This is a genomic window from Glycomyces paridis, from assembly GCF_004912155.1.
Lineage (GTDB): Bacteria > Actinomycetota > Actinomycetes > Mycobacteriales > Micromonosporaceae > Glycomyces > Glycomyces paridis.
This window is the reverse complement of sequence record NZ_STGX01000008.1, coordinates 192,459-207,632: the sequence shown is the minus strand read 5'-3', so window position 1 is coordinate 207,632 and position 15,174 is coordinate 192,459. Positions and strand designations below refer to the sequence as shown.

15 protein-coding genes and 1 riboswitch are annotated in these 15,174 nt (G+C 72.2%); of the genes, 4 read left to right on the top strand and 11 right to left on the bottom strand.

Annotation, left to right across the window (positions count from 1 at the left end):
• Positions 1-4: 4 nt before the first annotated feature.
• Entirely contained in the window at positions 5-442 is a 438-nt protein-coding gene (locus E9998_RS12700) for a VOC family protein (RefSeq protein WP_136530065.1), read from the bottom strand.
• 54 nt (positions 443-496) lie between these two features.
• Complete coding sequence (locus E9998_RS12695; RefSeq protein WP_136530064.1) at positions 497-1,411, bottom strand: alpha/beta fold hydrolase; 915 nt, start codon at positions 1,409-1,411, stop codon at positions 497-499.
• Between the two features lie 87 nt (positions 1,412-1,498).
• On the opposite strand from E9998_RS12695, the gene E9998_RS12690 reads away from it, so the two are divergent.
• A complete protein-coding gene (locus E9998_RS12690; RefSeq protein WP_136530063.1) occupies positions 1,499-2,170 on the top strand; it encodes a TetR/AcrR family transcriptional regulator in 672 nt (223 codons plus the stop codon).
• Between the two features lie 2 nt (positions 2,171-2,172).
• Here the strand turns inward: E9998_RS12690 and E9998_RS12685 are convergent, their stop codons facing one another.
• A complete protein-coding gene (locus E9998_RS12685; RefSeq protein WP_136530062.1) occupies positions 2,173-2,661 on the bottom strand; it encodes a hypothetical protein in 489 nt (162 codons plus the stop codon).
• 86 nt (positions 2,662-2,747) lie between these two features.
• Positions 2,748-3,413, bottom strand: coding sequence for a winged helix-turn-helix transcriptional regulator (locus E9998_RS12680; RefSeq protein WP_136530061.1), 666 nt, complete (start codon positions 3,411-3,413; stop codon positions 2,748-2,750).
• A gap of 81 nt (positions 3,414-3,494) precedes the next feature.
• On the opposite strand from E9998_RS12680, the gene E9998_RS12675 reads away from it, so the two are divergent.
• The gene (locus E9998_RS12675; RefSeq protein WP_136530060.1) at positions 3,495-4,058 is read left to right on the top strand and encodes a dihydrofolate reductase family protein; all 564 of its coding nucleotides are present in this window, start codon (positions 3,495-3,497) and stop codon (positions 4,056-4,058) included.
• An 18-nt stretch (positions 4,059-4,076) separates the two neighbouring features.
• Here the strand turns inward: E9998_RS12675 and E9998_RS12670 are convergent, their stop codons facing one another.
• The 6 genes from E9998_RS12670 to E9998_RS12645 form a co-directional block, all read right to left on the bottom strand.
• The gene (locus E9998_RS12670) at positions 4,077-4,853 is read right to left on the bottom strand and encodes a class I SAM-dependent methyltransferase (protein WP_136530059.1); all 777 of its coding nucleotides are present in this window, start codon (positions 4,851-4,853) and stop codon (positions 4,077-4,079) included.
• 62 nt (positions 4,854-4,915) lie between these two features.
• Entirely contained in the window at positions 4,916-7,150 is a 2,235-nt protein-coding gene (locus E9998_RS12665) for a rhamnogalacturonan lyase family protein (protein WP_136530058.1), read from the bottom strand.
• A 264-nt stretch (positions 7,151-7,414) separates the two neighbouring features.
• Positions 7,415-7,768, bottom strand: a complete 354-nt coding sequence (locus tag E9998_RS12660) for a DMT family transporter (RefSeq protein WP_136530057.1) — start codon at positions 7,766-7,768, stop codon at positions 7,415-7,417.
• 1 nt (position 7,769) lies between these two features.
• Positions 7,770-8,084 (bottom strand): DMT family transporter, encoded by a 315-nt coding sequence (locus tag E9998_RS12655; protein WP_136530056.1) that lies wholly within the window; start codon positions 8,082-8,084, stop codon positions 7,770-7,772.
• 18 nt (positions 8,085-8,102) lie between these two features.
• Positions 8,103-8,168: riboswitch (guanidine-III (ykkC-III) riboswitch) on the bottom strand.
• Between the two features lie 66 nt (positions 8,169-8,234).
• Positions 8,235-8,690: a hypothetical protein gene (locus tag E9998_RS12650; protein WP_136530055.1), complete on the bottom strand. Its 456-nt coding sequence runs from the start codon at positions 8,688-8,690 to the stop codon at positions 8,235-8,237.
• A 231-nt stretch (positions 8,691-8,921) separates the two neighbouring features.
• Positions 8,922-10,472: a DUF7507 domain-containing protein gene (locus E9998_RS12645; RefSeq protein ID WP_136530054.1), complete on the bottom strand. Its 1,551-nt coding sequence runs from the start codon at positions 10,470-10,472 to the stop codon at positions 8,922-8,924.
• 116 nt (positions 10,473-10,588) lie between these two features.
• On the opposite strand from E9998_RS12645, the gene E9998_RS12640 reads away from it, so the two are divergent.
• The gene (locus tag E9998_RS12640; RefSeq protein WP_136530053.1) at positions 10,589-11,203 is read left to right on the top strand and encodes a DUF6928 family protein; all 615 of its coding nucleotides are present in this window, start codon (positions 10,589-10,591) and stop codon (positions 11,201-11,203) included.
• Positions 11,204-11,239: 36 nt separating this feature from the next.
• On the opposite strand, the gene E9998_RS12635 is transcribed toward E9998_RS12640, so the two are convergent.
• Positions 11,240-13,036 (bottom strand): hypothetical protein, encoded by a 1,797-nt coding sequence (locus E9998_RS12635; RefSeq protein ID WP_136530052.1) that lies wholly within the window; start codon positions 13,034-13,036, stop codon positions 11,240-11,242.
• A gap of 283 nt (positions 13,037-13,319) precedes the next feature.
• On the opposite strand from E9998_RS12635, the gene E9998_RS12630 reads away from it, so the two are divergent.
• Positions 13,320-15,086: an ABC transporter substrate-binding protein gene (locus tag E9998_RS12630; protein ID WP_158299790.1), complete on the top strand. Its 1,767-nt coding sequence runs from the start codon at positions 13,320-13,322 to the stop codon at positions 15,084-15,086.
• The last annotated feature ends 88 nt before the right edge of the window (positions 15,087-15,174 follow it).

Sequence of the window (15,174 nt, the reverse complement as noted above, 5' to 3'; positions counted from 1 at the left end):
AGGTTCAGCGCAGTTCCTGCACCAGGCCGATGATGACCCCGGCGGGGCCTCTGACGTTGCAGTACAGGTAGATGTCCTCGTACTGTGCGACCTCGCCGACGGGTTCGGTGCCGTGGACGGCGCGCAGGTGTGCGATGAGCGCGCGGACGTCGTCGACGACGAAGGTGAGTCGCGGGATGCCCGGGACGTTCAGCGGCGCGCTCGGCGCGGGGACCTCCGACACCGGGTTGCGGAAGGTGGAGAGCTCGACCCGGCCGCTGCCGTCCGGGGTCCGCACGAAGGCGACGTCGGCGCGGACGTCCGCGAGGCCGATGAGCTGGTCGACCCATTCGCCGCCGACCTCGGTCTCGCCCTCGAGCTCCAGGCCGATGTCGATGAAGAACGCGACGGCCGCGGCCAGGTCCTCCACCACGATGCCGACGTGATCGAATCGCACGCCCATGTCCGGGTCACCTCGTTCCCTGCTCGTCGCGCATCCAGGGTAGCGGTGCGCGGCTCACTCCGGTACGTCCCCCGCGGCACGGTCGGCGTTGGCACGCACCTTCTCGGCGACGACCGGCCACAGGGGCGCCGGGAGGTCGTGGCCGACCCCCGGGAACGTCACCAGGCGCGCCCCGGCGATCGCGGCGGCGGTCGCCTTCGCGGCGCTCACCCGCAGGATCGGGTCCTCCTCGCCGTGCAGCACGAGCGTGGGGCGGCGCAGTTCGCTCAGGCGCGCCCCGCTCCACTGCGCCCCGATCTGGCGGCTCTGCGCCTTCGCGTCGCGCGGGCCGGTGTCGACATCCGCTTCGACCCACTTGCGCACGGCCGCTTCGTCGAACGGGTAGCCCGGGGAGGCGACGCCGCGCGCGACGGCCATCGAGGCCGCGATGTCGCCTTCGCGGCCCTCGGGGAACTTCATGCGCGCGAGCCGCGCGAGCAGCCCGAAGCGCATGAACCGCAGCACGCCCAGGCCCGCCACGTCGCTCGGGCCCGCGCCCGAGGAGGTGAGGCTGAGGACCCGCTCGGGGTGGCGCAGCGCGAGGCGCTGGGCGACGGTGCCGCCCATGGAGTGGCCGAAGACGTGCGCGCGTTCCCAGCCGAGGGCGTCGAGGACCGCGGCGGCGTCGTCGGCCAGGTCCTCGGCGGTGTAGGGCGAGCCGCTCCGGGCGAAGAGCGCCCGGAACGGGTTGCCGACGGGCGTCTCCGGCATCCGGGTCGACTCGCCGGAGTCGCGGTTGTCGAAGCGGGCCACCGCGAAGCCCTCCCGGGCGAAGGCCTCGCACAGGCCGTCGGGCCACCAGAGGCGCGAGGCCCCGAGACCCATGACGAGCAGCAGCGGTTCGCCGCGCGAGCCGTCGAGACGGTCGAAGGCCAGGTCGGCGTCGCCGTTGCGGGCGTACTCGGTCGCCGACCATTTCAGCTGGTCCATGGCGGTTCCCTCCTGTTATTGCGATCATTGTTCGCAGTTGAGGAGGGCAACTATACTGCAAACGTCGTTCGCAGAAAAGGGGGCACCGTGGACCGAGCCGACAGCCCGAGCGGAGCCCGGCGCCGGGGCCCCGCGCCTGAGTACAGCCTCGCGCGGATCGCGGACGCCGCGGTCGCGCTGGCCGACGCCGAGGGCCTCGGGGCGGTGACGATGCGGGCGGTCGCCGCCGACCTCGGCACGGGCCCCGCCTCGCTCTACCGCTACGTCGGGAACCGCGACGAGCTCGTCGAGGCCATGATCGACCGGGTCCACGGCGAGCTCGACCACCGCGGCGTCCCCAGCGGCGACTGGAGGGCCGACATGCTCGCCCTCGCCCGCGGGAACCGGGTCCTGTACCTCCGGCACCCGTGGCTGCTGGACACGGTCGAGTCGGCGACGCACTCGGGCCCCAACGCCATCGCGTACCTCGAACGCGCCCTCGGGGCGCTGTCCGTCGTGGACGCCGACCCGACCGCCAAGTTCGAGGCGATCGGCGTCCTCAACGCCCTCGTCGTGATGCTCACCAGGTCCGAGACCGCCACCGCCTCCGACGCCGCGACCGCCCTGCTGCACGCCCGCTTCGCCGAGGCCGCCGCCGACGGCGCCCACCCGCACCTGGCCGCGGCCCTGACCGACCGCTCCCCCGACCAGACCCCCGAAGACCGATTCGAGCGCATCGTGCTGCGAGTCCTCGACGGACTCATCGCGCCGCGCGCCTGACCTCAGGACCCGATCAGCCGGGCCAGCGCGGCCTCGTACTGGTCGGCGCTGAGAGCGCCGCGGTCGCGCAGGCCGACGAGGTTCGCGATCTGCTGATCGAGGGTGGGCACCGCGACGGCGCCGGCGGCCGCGCCCGGCGGCGCCTGGCCGACACGGGGGTGTACGACCCGGGCGAAATGGTCGACGTTGCCGCTCGCATAGCGCAGGTGGTACCGGCGCCCGGCGGTGAGCCACTTGAAGTGCCGTGTGCCGATCTGCGAGAGCGCCTCGAAGGCGCCCATCGTCGCGTAGGCGTGGACGTCGAGGGTCTGGCCGTTGAGGACGCTCTGGCCGTAGAACAGCATCCGGTGGGTGGTGGCGACGAGGATGCCCTTGCGGGGGCCGGTGTTCGTGAAGATGCCGACGAGGTAGCTGCCGCGGACGTGCGTGTCGACGCGCTCGTCCGGCATGAGGTGCGGGGTGAGGTCGGCGAGGAGCTGCTGTTCGTCCATCGATCGAGGTTAGCGGCTCGGAGCTTTGTGGACCTCCACCGATCGGGTCGGCGGCGGTCGCCGAAGCGGTGTTGTCGCCCCGCGGCTCAGGCGGGGGCCTGGTCCGCGTAGGGGACCGTGAAGACGGCGGCGAAGTCGTCGAGGAGGGCGGGGTCGCCTTCGAGGGCGACGACGCCTTCGGCGAGGGCGCGGGCCGGGGTGAGGGTGCCGGCGAGGAGGTCGCGGAAGCCGGGGCCGTCGGTGAGGCGGAGGTCGGGGGCGGGGTGGTCGCCGGGGGCGGCGGTGACGGTGCCGCCGCGGAGGAGGACGTGGGCGGTGGCGTCGCCGATGTGGACGGTGACGACCGCGTCCCGGGAGGGCGGGGCGCCCGCTCCGGCGGCGACGCGCAGGGCGGTGACGAGGGAGGCCTCGGTGACGGTCTCGCCTTCGCGGGGTTCGCGCAGTTCCCCTGCGCCCCAGAGCGAGAGCGCGTCTAGGGCGGGCATGAGGGCGGTGCCGCGGACGGTGAGGGCGTAGACGACCGAGCGGTCGGCGCCGCGGCGGGCCTCGCGCACGGCCAGGCCGTCGGCTTCGAGTTCCTTCAGCCGCGTCGTCAGCAGGCTCGACGGGATGCCCGGCAGACCCGCGGCCAGGTCGGAGAACCGGCGCGGGCCGACCATGAGGTCGCGGAGGATGAGGAGCGTCCAGCGCTGGCCGACCACTTCGGCGGCGCGCGCGAGGCCGCAGTACTGGTGGTACTCCCGATTCGCCATGTCGTCGACCCTACCACTTGACTTCATATTTTGAAGTATGGTTCAGTGAGTGAAGTCCAACTACCACGAGAGGACCGCATCATGGCGACCACGCTGAGCGCCGATCTCTTCATCTCCGTCGACGGCTGGGCCGGGAGCGACGGACTGCCCGGGTACTTCGGCTATTTCGGCCCCGACCTCGGCGCATGGACCGAGGCCGAGGGCGCGCTCCCCCAGCGCGTCGTCATGGGCCGGCGCACCTACGAGGCCTTCGCGGCGCTGCCCGCCGCGGCCTGGGGCGACACCTACGAGTCGACGATGGCCTTGGACAAGACCGTCGTCTCCACGACCCTCACCGAGGTCCCCTGGCCGAACACGGCGATCGCCGCCGACCTGGTGGCCGACGTCGCGGCGATGAAGGCCGACGGCGGCGCCCCGATCCGCACCTGGGGCAGCCTCTCGCTCGTCGGCCAGCTCCTCGGCGCGGGCCTGGTCGACCGCCTCCGCGTCCTCACCTTCCCGCTCTTCGCGGGCGACGCGGGGCGCGACCGCGCCTTCGCCGACGTCGCCGCCGCCGACCTCGAACTGGTCGACCACCGCGTCCTGGACGGCCGCATCGTCCTCGCCGAGTACCGCCCCACCGGCAAGGACATCCCGCGCGGCTGAGCCGTTAAGAGATCGCCGTCAGGGGGTCGCGGTCAGGAGGATCAGGGAGCCCTTGTAGTGGGGGGTGGTGCGCAGGTGGCCGTGGCGGTCGTCCCAGGTGCCGTCGGCGAGGTCGGCGCGGAGGCGGGCCACGGCGCGGTCGGCGGCGGGTTCGGTGATGAAGCTCCACGAGGACATGGCTTTTCGCACCGCGGGGTCGAGGAACTTCTCGGGGCGGCCGTAGTAGGCCTCGCCGAAGCCGTCGGTGCAGGCGAGGGGGATCGGCAGGGGCGTGACGTCGACGGTGCCGCCCAGGCCCGCGGCGAGGCGGTCGACCGAGGGGTAGCGGCGGGCGCCGCCGGCGAGGACTTCGGGCGCGTACTCGGCGAGCCAGTACCGCTCCATGAGCTCGGGGTCGCAGGTGAGGACGACGACGGGGCCGCGGGCTACACGCCGCAGTTCGGCGAGGCCCGCTTCGAGGTCGCGCCACTGGTGGGCCGAGAAGGAGGTCATCGCGGCGTCGAAGGCGTCGTCGGGGAACGGCAGGGCCTCGGCGGTCGCGTCGACCGCGGGCGCGAGGTGCGCGGGCCGTTGGGCGCGCATCGACGCGGAGGGCTCGACGGGGGTGACCTCGCGGTCGGCGGGCTCGTAGGAGCCGGCGCCCGCGCCGACGTTGACGACGGTGCGCGCGGGGCCGAGCGCGGTGAGGATCGCCCGCGCGAACTCGGGTTCGGGGAGGCGGTGGTCGCGGTAGCCCGCGCCGATGCGTCCGTAGTCGGCGTCGCCGGCGGAACCGTCGGCTGCTCGTGGTCCCATCGGCCCCACCCTATCCGGCCCGCCGGAGCGGGGCGGGCCCCTCGGCCCGCCCCGACCGGTCGCTACGGGGTGTGGATGTCGGGCCAGGGGTAGGCCGTGACGTCCGAGCCGATGTAGAAGCTCGGGTGCGGCGGCTGGTTGTAAGCGGTGTTCTGCCAGGCGATGGCGACCCGGTACTGGATGTCGTGCATCAGGGTCGGGATGCGCAGGTTCGTCTGGTGCGGGGTGGCGTAGATCCTGAGCGCGGAGCTGTCGCTGGTGCGCCAGACGACCTCTTCGCGCCAGTCGCCGAACAGGTCGGCCGACAGGCCCGGCGTGGATTTCGTGCCGTTGTTCGAGGCGACGCCGGAGCCCGAGAGCAGCGTCCCGGACGGGTAGTTGGTGATCTGCGTGCCGTCGAGCAGCTCGCGCTCGCCGTCGCCGTCCCACCAGGAGAGGAAGTTCGCCGAGGCGGGCTTGGAGCCGACGTTGGCGCCGGAGGCGTTGAGCAGGCCCGAGACGGCCGAGGACCAGTACTCCGCGCCGGGGTTGCTCGCCAGGACGTTCGCGGCCACGCCGCGCCCGTTGTCGCCGCTGGGGCTCGTCTGGAACAGGATCGATCCGTTGGAGCCGTTCAGGCTCGACGAGGGCTTGCTGCCGTCCTCGTGGACCATGAACACCTCCTGCCCGGCGCGACTGGGCACGAAGTCCGAGACGTGCAGGGCGTCGCCGTGGCCGAAGCCGGTGTTCCACAGCGCCTGGCCGTTGGAGCCGACCGCCATCGCACCGTAGACGACGTCCTGGTTGCCGTCGCCGTTGAGGTCGGCGATCGAGAGGCTGTGCGCGCCCTGTCCGGTGTACTGCGAACCGGCGCTGTTGGAGTCGAAGGTCCACCGCGAGGTGAGGTCGGAGCCGTTCCAGTCGACGGCCCAGATCACCGAGCGCGTGTAGTAGCCGCGCGCGAAGATCATCGACGGCGTAGCGCCGTCGAGGTAGGCCGTTCCGGCGAGGAAGCGGTCCACGCGGTTGCCGTAGCTGTCGCCCCACGAGGAGACCGTGCCGCGGGCCGGGTTGTAGTTGACGGTGTCCATCGCGGCGCCGGTGCGGCCGTTGAAGATCGTCAGGTACTCGGGTCCGGAGAGGATGTAGCCCGAGGAGTTGCGGTAGTCGGCGCTGGAGGAGCCGATGACGGTGTTCTGGCCGTCGCGGGTGCCGTCGGCGGTCTTCATGGCGATCTCCGCCTCGCCGTCGCCGTCGTAGTCGAAGGCCTGGAACTGGGTGTAGTGCGCGCCGGCCCTGATGTTGCGGCCCAGGTCGATCCGCCACAGACGTGTGCCGTCGAGCCGGTAGGCGTCGACGTACACGTTCCCGGTGTAGCCGGACTGCGAGTTGTCCTTCGCGTTCGAGGGGTCCCACTTGACGATGAGCTCGTAGTCGCCGTCGCCGTCGAGGTCGGCGGTGCTCATGTCGTTGGCCGAGTAGGTGTAGGCCTCGCCCGAGGGCGTGGTGCCGCCCGCGGGCCGCTGGATCGGGACGTCGAGGTAGCCGCTGGAGTTGAAGGTCGCCTCGACGCCCGAGGCGGCGCCCTCGGTGCCGTTGACGACCGACCGCACCGTGTAGGTGCCGTTGCCGCCGGTGTCGAGGTAGTTGGTGGCGCCGGTGATCGGCGAGGAGTTGAGCTTCGTGCCGTCGCGGTAGACGTTGAAGGCGACGTTCTCGGGGTCGGTGCCGAGCAGGCGCCAGGAGACGAGGCGGCCCGAGCCGGAGGGGACGACGGTGACGCCGCGCGTGAGCGCCTCGACCTCGTAGCGTCCGTCGCCGCCCTGGCCGGGTTCGCCTGTCGGGTCGTCGGTGGGCTCGTCGGAGGTCGGGTCGTCGGAGCTGGGCTCGCCGGAGGAGCCGTCGCAGGCGACGCCGTTGAGGCTGAAGGCGCCCGGGACCGGGTTCGAGGCGGTGAAGGTGCCGTTGAACCCGAACTCGACGGAGGCGCCGGAGGCGAGGCTCGCGTTGTAGCTGACGTTGGAGGCGGTGACCGAGGTGCCTGACTGGTCGATCTCGGCGTTCCAGTAGTTGGTGACCTGCTGTCCGGTCGCGAACTGCCAGTCGACCTCCCACGAGGAGAGGGCGTCGCCGAGGTTGGTGGCCTTGACGCTCGCGGTGTAGCCGCCGGGCCATTCGTTCACGACGGTGTAGGCGACTTCGCAGCCGGTGGCCGCCTGGGCGGCGACGTTGGCCGCGAGGGGGACGGCGACGGCCGTGAGGCATGCCGCCGTGAGGACCGACAGGCTTCGCAGCCGCCGGTTTCGGGTAGTGCGCATGATCGCTCCGCTGGTGTGGATCGTGAGGGTGGAGTCCGCCGGGGCCGGCGGAGGGCGGCACCGTGAGCATGCCGGGTCGACACGGTGCGCTGGCATTGACAGATCGAAATGAATCGATTCAATTGTGAGTAGAAGTATATACAGCGCACGTCGTGAAGGCAATACCGGAAGTCCATTTCGCATTTGTTCTTCCGGTTCGCGAAACCCCGAACGGGGCCTCGCGGACCGTCCCCTTCGGCCGGAGCGCCCGCGCCGCGGGCCCGGTCAGGAGCGCTCGGAGCGGCGCTGAACCTCACCCTTGTCGTGCGACACGAGCTTGAGTCCGATCACGGCCGCGACGATCCCCGCGAGGAACACGGCCTTGCCCGCCGAGACCTCCTCGGCGCCCGTCGCCATCGCGTAGACGACGGTGAGCGCCGCCCCGACGCCGACCCACACCGCGTACGCGGTGCCGATCGGCAGGTGCTTGACGACCCAGCCGAGCCCGGCCATGCTCGCGGCCAGCGCGAGGAGGAACACGGCGGTCGGCAGGGGGCGCGTGAGGCCCTCGGAGGCGCCGAGGGCGGTGGCCCAGACCGCTTCGAGGACGGCGCTGGCGAGCAGGACGATCCACGGCATGTCAGCTCACCGCCTTGAGGCCGATGACCGAGCCGATGAGGAGGATCAGGAGGAGGGAGCGGGCGACGGTGGGGCGCTCCTCGCCGGTGGCGAAGCCCCACAGGAGGGTGAGGGAGGCGCCGACGCCCACCCACACCGCGTAGGCGGTGCCGGTGGGCAGGTCGGACATGGCCCAGGCGAGGCCGGCCATGCTCAGGGCCATGGCGGCGAAGAAGATGATGGTGGGCTTGGGGCGTTTGAAGCCCTTGGAGGCGGACAGCGCGGCGGCCCAGACGGCCTCCAACGCTCCCGCGGCGACGAGTACGACCCATGCCATGACGACTGCCTCGATTCCGTTGGCAGTCTTGTCGTGGTGCGGGTACTGCTCCCTCGTCCGCGGTCCCGATCGCGGGGACCCGCCTTCGATGGTAGCCCGGCGGCGTCCCGGGGACCGGTGCGGTCCCCGGGGCGCCTCGGCGGCGTCGGGTCAGCCGGCGACGGTGCGCGCGGCCTGCTGGGCCCGGAGCGCGGCGAACATCGGCTTGCGGGAAGGCGATTCGGCGAGGCCGCTGTGCAGGACGGCGGTGATCGCGGCCGAGGCGGCGGCGTCGTCGGCGGCGGCGACGCCGGCCGCGACGATGTCGAGGATCTCGTCGGCGGCGGCGGTCACGAGGTCGGGATCGGCGGTCTTGGCGGCCTTGGAGAAGCCGAAGGCGAGGTCCTTGTCACCGGTGACGTTCCAGGCGGCGCAGGTGTGCAGGCGCCGGCCGTAGCCCATGCCGTCGATCCACGAGTCGACGACGTACACCAGCGTCCGGGCCGGCTGGTCCCACAGCAGGTCGCCCTCGAGCAGGTCCGACAGGGCGGGCAGTCGCCGCGCCTGGGGGTGCTTCGATTCGAGGACGGCGTCGGCGTCGTCGGTGGAGAGATAGCGGTAGTTCATCCTTGAACGGTATCCCTCCGGAAGGGCGAAGCCGCAACGCCCGGACCGTGCGACGCGTGACTCCGGCGAGTTTCACTCCGAACGGTCGGTCGGAGGCGACGTTCGTTCGGATTCCGGAGCCGGTCGGAGGGTCCTGTCGCAGGGGCGCTGACGAGCGCTTTCGGTGGTTCAGGGCACGTTTTCGGGCCCGAGGGCGAGGGCGCCGCCGCGGTGGGCGGCGCCCTCGGATTCTCAGGCGGCGCGGCGGGTGGAGCGGAGCAGCGCGAGGCCCGCGGCGGCGAGCGCGAGGGCGAGCAGGGCCGCGGCGGCGGGCGAGGGGCCCGTCTCGGCCAGGCCCGGCTCCTCCCCCGGTTCGCCCGGTTCGCCTCCGGGCGCGACGGCGACGGTCACGCTCGCGGCGTTGGAGACGACGCGGCCGCCGTCGCCGGTCGCCTCGGCGGTGTTGGTGACCTCGCCCGCCTCGGCGTCGGCGTCGGTCACCGGGTAGGCGCCGGTGCAGGTGACGGTGTCGCCTTCGGCGCCGGCCGGGGCGAGGGTCGTCGCCTCGCAGTCGAGGTCGGCGATGCGGTCGTCGACGACTGCGACGTCGGGCACGGTGACGCCGGTGGTGTTGCGGAGCGTGTACGTGTACTCGACGGTCTCGCCGGGCGCGTAGGCGCGTTCGGCGCCGGCCTCCTTGACGAGTTCGAGCATCGGCAGGGGCCGCTCGGAGCGGACGGTGAGGCCGCCGATGAGGTGCACATCGGTGAAGAGGCCGGTGGAGGCCGCGAACCCGAACTTGTAGGTCTCGGGCACCGGTTCGGGCGCGGGGAAGTCGATGACCTGGACGGGCCCGGCGCCGTCGTGGAAGTCGACGTCGACGGTCACGTGCGGTGCGGGCGCGGGGCTGATGCGCACGGTCACGGTCCGCTTGGAGGGCTCCAGCAGCGCCGCGGCCTCCTCGGCGTCGGCGCCGGGCGGGAGGGCGGTGAGCGGGCCGTGGAGCTCGCCGGGGAGCGTGGAGTTCCACGGGCCGGTGCTCGTGAGGTTGTCGGTGGTGGCGGTGAGGAAGCAGTAGCCTTCGGTGCCGTCGCCGGGGCCGCGGACGGTCACCATGTTCTCGCCGGGGGCGGGCACGTAAAAGGCGGTGCCGGAGGGGGAGGGCGTCGCGCAGCCGTCGCCGCGCCGCTCCCAGTCGCCGAAGTAGTTGCCGAGCACGTCGAGGCCGATGCCGAGGTAGCCGTTGTCGACGCCGGGGATGAAGGGCGGGTCGGCGGTGAAGCCGGGTTCCTTCTGGGCGTAGCCGAGGCTGCCGCCGAACGCGCCGGGCGCGGAGAGGCCGCCGGCGCCGTCGACGAGGAAGAACGAGATCCCGTCGGCGGGCGCGTCGGGCGTGGTGGAGCCGTACTGGTACTGGTCGAAGGTGACCTCCAGCCCCTCGACGGCCGGGAGGGCCTGGTCGAAGAGGACGGCGCCCGCCTGGTCGTTCGCGGCGTCGGTGAGTTCGAGGAACCCGAACGGCGCGCCGCCTGCGGGCGGGACGGGGCCGACCCGGTCGGCCCCGCAGGCCGCCAGCGGGTGCAGCCCGTCGCCGAGGCCTCCGGCGGCGGGCGCGCCCGTGAGGCACGCCGACCCGAACCCCTGGAAGCGCGGATCGGCGGCGGCGCCGGTGAACGGTTCGGCGACCAGGAGCGTCCCGCCCCCGGCCGCTTGGGCGGCGACCGGCGCGGGCGGCGGACCGAGTGCCGCGAACGCGGCGAGGAGCACGACCGGCACACCGAACCGAAGCCTCGATATCTGCATGAACCGGACATTACCGGCTTCGGTGGGCCGCGGCGGCGGTCTGCGGCGAGGGGGACGGCATGTCGGTGGCGGGGCGTACCGTTCCGGCGAAGCACGAACCACCCGGAAGGTCAGTCATGGGATCGAAGTCCGCCGTCGTCTACCTCGGCGAGGGCCTGCCCGCCGACGCGCTGCGGGCACTGCCCGAGCCCGACATGGAGCGGTCGACGCTGCTGGCCGCCGAGCTTCTCGGCGGCCCGGTGGCCGCGCTCGAACCGCGCCCGCTGAGCGAGGCGGTCTGGCCCGAGAGGGGAACGGTCGTCGCGGGGTGCTTCCCCGGGTTCGACCTGGTCGCCCACCAGGACCTCGCGCTGGACCGGCCGTCCGACCTGTCGGCGTGGATCGCGGACCTCTCGCCGAGCGGCGACGCGTACGGGGTGTTCATGCACAGCGTGGTCGACTTCGGCGCGTTCGCGGTGTGGGAGGGCGGGGAGCTGCGGCGGTCGCTGAGCCTGTCCCCGGACTCGGGGGTCATGGACGACCTCGGCGAGCACTTCCCGTTCGAGGCGCCGTTCTGGGCCGGGTACCGCGCGATGGACCACGCCCCCGAGTACCCGCTGCCGTTCCATCCGCTCGACCTCGGCAACGAGGCCCTGGCGAGCTGCTTCGGGTTCACCGTCGAGGGCGTGCCCCCGGTCGGCGGGGTCGACGCCGAGAAGCTGCTCGTGCCGGCGTTCCGACTGGCGCCGTAGGCGGTTGGCCCCCACCGCGCGGCGGGGGCCAACCGGTCAGCGTCGTTCGGGCCAGGTGTAGCCGAGCGCTTCGGCGTGCTCGCGGCTGCCGCCCGCGACGCGGAAGAACGTCTTCGGATCGGTGGTGCGCAGGCGATCGGTGAGGCCGTCCACGAACGCGTCGATCGATTCGTCGTCGGTGTCGACGTCGTCGGGGACCGTGAACTCCTTGACGAACTGGAGCCACGGCTCGGTGGAGGTGTAGGGCCGGTCGGGGTGGGTGAAAGTGACCCGGAGCGTCGAGCGCTCCCGGTTCCACGCCCCGATCCATCCGGCTCGGTCGTCCCACCGGGTCAGCAGGTCCGGTTCGGACCGCAGGCGTTCGCGCAGCACCCGGGCGGCGCGGCGGGCGGGCCATTCCCACGAGCGATCAGCCTGTGCGCGTGCGACCTCGGCGTCGTACGCGGCGGCCGGGAAGGCGAGGAGTTCGAGGGTCCCCTCCGGGTTGTTGGTGTTCCAGACCTCCCATTCGACCAGGCCTGAGGCGTCGTCGCGGCGGATGCGGGCCCGCAGGGAGCCGCAGCAGGCCTCGTCGCAGTCGGCCACGGCCAGGCGGACTTCGTGGGACTCGACCGCGGCGGCCAGTCCGGTGTCCTCGCCCAACAGCCGTTCGGGCTCCTCGGCGCCGCCGCGGCGGAAGCGCTGTGCGGCGACCGGGACGCCGTCCACGAGCGCATGGAGGCGCACGCCGTCGAAGCCGTTCGGCCCCGCGACGGTGACTCGGAGCGCGAAGCCGGGGACGAAGTCGGGGAGGTCGGTCCGGCGCGCGGTCTCGATCTCGCGGTGGAGCCAGATGAGTTCGGCGTCGTCCGGGTCGGCCGCCAGGCCCTCGCGGACGGCGGCCAGCGCCGCGTCCGAGGCGAGCGCCGACCGCAGCCGCGCCACGGTCGCCTCGCGCTCGCCGGGCGCGAAGCCGAGCAGGGCGCACGGTCCATACCGGATCGCGTCGAGCGCCTTGACGGTGCGGATCAGGGCCCCGCGCCGCGCCGCCATGTCGGGGACGCGGCGCGCGACTTCGGCGAGGGCGGCGGCGAAGCGCCGGTGCCCGGGGAACCAGGACGGGCGCCGGGTGTGCTCGGTGAGGTCGAGTGCGAGGAGGGCGGTCTCGACGGGCACGAGTGTGTCGAGGAGGTCTTCGATCGCCTCGATCGGCAGGTCGCCCAGGACGTGGCAGAACCAGCGGCCGCGTGAGCCTGCTGCCCGCTTCGAGGCCCAGTAGAGGTGGATGGCGGCATTGGGGAGCCGGGAGAGGGCGGTGACCGCCTCGCCTTGGAGATTCATGCCGACGAGGGCCACCTCCCGGATCGCCTCGGCGTGGCGCGCGGCCGGGGTGGTAAGGCCGAGTCCGACCTGGACCTCGGTGAGACCGACACCGTTGCGCACCAGGTACTCCGCGATCGTGTCGCGTTCGTCGGAGGTGAGGTCGAGGTCGCCGAGGGCGCGAGGGACGCCCGGGAAAGGTGTGGCCTCGCGCAGGCGCTCGCCGAGGCGGCGCAGGTCGTCGGGCGCGAAGGGGGCGGCGGCATGGATGATCGCGGCGAGTTCGGCCTGGGATTCAGCGAAGGCCCGTTGGCGGGCCGCGCCGCTCAGCGACCGGCGCTCGCGGTCCGGGACGCCTTCGGGAAGCGGGCCGCGGTTCGGGCGTTGAGCCTTCGAAGCGAGGGATTCGCCGAGGGCCTTGACTTCGCCGTCGGGAAGCGGGCCTTTGGGGAAGCGTGCGAGAAGTTCGCGGACGCGGTGATGGACGGGGACGGTTCGGGCTTCGAGCGCACTGCGCTCGTCGGCCGCCGTCATGAACCTGAGGTGCTCGTTTCGTTGAACATCATGCGTCCAGGTTACCGCGGGCGAGCAAGTGAGGGTGGCTCGGATCGGCTTGAGTCCGTATGCTTTTCACCTGAAATCGCCTGTTTCGCGGGGCGGGCTCGGCCTGACCGGAGGCCGTCGGGAGGCACCGGCGACGGCGCATGTGATGTATCCGAGTACTCCTATAGATTTAATTGACTTTCCTGTGCGAGAGGGCTACCGTCTGGTTCGTGCCCATCAGGCACCCCCCAAACCATTGCGAAAGGCACGAGCCATGCCCGAGACCAAGGCGCCCCACCACGGCGCCCTGACGAAGACCCTCGTCGCGATCGCGGCCGCCCTCACCCTGGCGGTCACCGCGTGCGGCGGCGGCGAGGAGGGGACCGAGACCGGCGTCGGTTTCGAGGACTGCCAGACCGAGCCCACCACCTGCAACTCCGGCCCCCGCAAGGACGGCGGCGACCTCGTGTGGGCCGTCGACGGCAGGTGGGAGGCCTGGGGACAGGCCGACATCTACGGCTCCAGCCTCGCCACCTCGATCATCAACCAGCCCCTGCGCCCCTCGGTGTTCACCTTCGACCAGGCCGGCGAGATCCACTACAACGACGGCATCTACGCCGAAGGCCCCGAACTCCTCTCCGAAGCGCCCCTCACCGTCGCCTACCACCTCAAAGACGGCGCGACCTGGGGCGAGGGCACCCCGATCGGCATCGACGACTTCCTGTGGCAGCAGCGGGCCACCTCCACCGACGACGCCCAGTGCGCCGCGTGCGTGCCCGCCACCGACTGGGGCTCGAACGTCGCCTCCATCGAGACGGCCGAGGACGGCGCCATCGTCGTGACCTACGAGGACGGCTACCTCGACGCCGAGTGGTACGCCGCCGGCGTCATCACCCACCCCGCCCACATCGCCGAGGCCCGCGGCTACCCGAACTGGCGCACCGACCCCGAGGAGATGGCCGCCTCCGTGCGCGACTTCTCCGAGAACCCGCCGCTCGACTACAGCGCCGGACCGTTCCGCATGGTCGAGGGCGTCCTCGGCGACTACGCCAAGTACGTGCCCAACGAGGAGTGGACCGGCTCCCAGCAGTCCACGCTCGACTCCCTGACCCTCAAGTACATCGAGGGCGCCGACGCGATGGTCACCGAACTGCGCCAGGGCACCGTCGACGGGGCCGCGCCCTCCAGCTTCGACCCCGAGGTGCTCGACCTCCTCGCGGGAGAGGAAGGCCTCAAGTTCACCGTCGCCCCGCAGTCGGGCTGGTCCCACATCGACGCGAACCTCGACAACCCGTTCCTGTCCGACGAGGCCCTGCGCCGCGCCGTCTTCACCGCCCTCGACGCCGACGAGATCAACCAGCGCGCCTACGGCACCGCCTACGAGGACGTCGAGACCATGCGGAACGTCCTCTTCCGACCCGACTCGGAGTACTTCACCGACCAGATCGGCGACTCGGGACTCGGCTCGGGCGACCTCGACGCCGCCCGCGCCCTCCTCGAAGAGGCGGGGTACACCTGGGACGGCGACCAGCTCCTCACCCCCGAAGGCGAGGCCGTCTCGCTGCGCTACCGCACCGGCATCGAAGGCAACGCGTTCACGCCGATCATCCAGGACCTCGTCATCACCTACCTGGGCGAACTCGGCATCGAGGTGAACACCGACCCGATCCCCGCCGGCGAGCTCAACACCGTCCTGGAGGAGAAGGACTGGGACCTCATCCAGTTCTCCTGGATCGAGACCCCGCTCTTCGCCTCCTCCGCCGCCGACTACTGGGGCGAGGGCAACCACACCGGGTTCCAGAACGACGAAGTCGACGCCATCGCCGCCGAACTCGCCACCACCCTCGACCGCGACCGGGCCGCCGAACTCAACAACCAGGCCGCGCAGATCTCCCTCGACGAGGCCGTGCAGCTGCCGCTCGCGTGGACACCCGCGCTGGTCATGGTCGATGAGGACGTGGTGAACGTCCGCGACAACTGGGCAACCACCATGCGGGTCTTCTCCAACGTCGGCGAGTGGGGATTCCTCGAAGGGTCCTGACCGCCGCAGCGCCCGCCGCCCGCGATCCGGGCGGCGGGTGCTGCTCGAACCCGCCCGCCCGAAGGCCCACGCTCGCATAGGCTCGCAG

What these genes read in the sequence shown, in the direction of transcription:
- E9998_RS12680 (WP_136530061.1), bottom strand. Translation starts at nt 3,413, where the DNA reads ATGGCGAATCGGGAGTACCACCAGTACTGCGGCCTCGCGCGCGCCGCC.
- E9998_RS12640 (WP_136530053.1), top strand. Translation starts at nt 10,589, where the DNA reads ATGGGATCGAAGTCCGCCGTCGTCTACCTCGGCGAGGGCCTGCCCGCC.
- E9998_RS12665 (WP_136530058.1), bottom strand. Translation starts at nt 7,150, where the DNA reads ATGCGCACTACCCGAAACCGGCGGCTGCGAAGCCTGTCGGTCCTCACG.
- E9998_RS12635 (WP_136530052.1), bottom strand. Translation starts at nt 13,036, where the DNA reads ATGACGGCGGCCGACGAGCGCAGTGCGCTCGAAGCCCGAACCGTCCCC.
- E9998_RS12655 (WP_136530056.1), bottom strand. Translation starts at nt 8,084, where the DNA reads ATGGCATGGGTCGTACTCGTCGCCGCGGGAGCGTTGGAGGCCGTCTGG.
- E9998_RS12675 (WP_136530060.1), top strand. Translation starts at nt 3,495, where the DNA reads ATGGCGACCACGCTGAGCGCCGATCTCTTCATCTCCGTCGACGGCTGG.
- E9998_RS12685 (WP_136530062.1), bottom strand. Translation starts at nt 2,661, where the DNA reads ATGGACGAACAGCAGCTCCTCGCCGACCTCACCCCGCACCTCATGCCG.
- E9998_RS12670 (WP_136530059.1), bottom strand. Translation starts at nt 4,853, where the DNA reads ATGGGACCACGAGCAGCCGACGGTTCCGCCGGCGACGCCGACTACGGA.
- E9998_RS12630 (WP_158299790.1), top strand. Translation starts at nt 13,320, where the DNA reads ATGCCCGAGACCAAGGCGCCCCACCACGGCGCCCTGACGAAGACCCTC.
- E9998_RS12645 (WP_136530054.1), bottom strand. Translation starts at nt 10,472, where the DNA reads ATGCAGATATCGAGGCTTCGGTTCGGTGTGCCGGTCGTGCTCCTCGCC.
- E9998_RS12695 (WP_136530064.1), bottom strand. Translation starts at nt 1,411, where the DNA reads ATGGACCAGCTGAAATGGTCGGCGACCGAGTACGCCCGCAACGGCGAC.
- E9998_RS12650 (WP_136530055.1), bottom strand. Translation starts at nt 8,690, where the DNA reads ATGAACTACCGCTATCTCTCCACCGACGACGCCGACGCCGTCCTCGAA.
- E9998_RS12700 (WP_136530065.1), bottom strand. Translation starts at nt 442, where the DNA reads ATGGGCGTGCGATTCGATCACGTCGGCATCGTGGTGGAGGACCTGGCC.
- E9998_RS12660 (WP_136530057.1), bottom strand. Translation starts at nt 7,768, where the DNA reads ATGCCGTGGATCGTCCTGCTCGCCAGCGCCGTCCTCGAAGCGGTCTGG.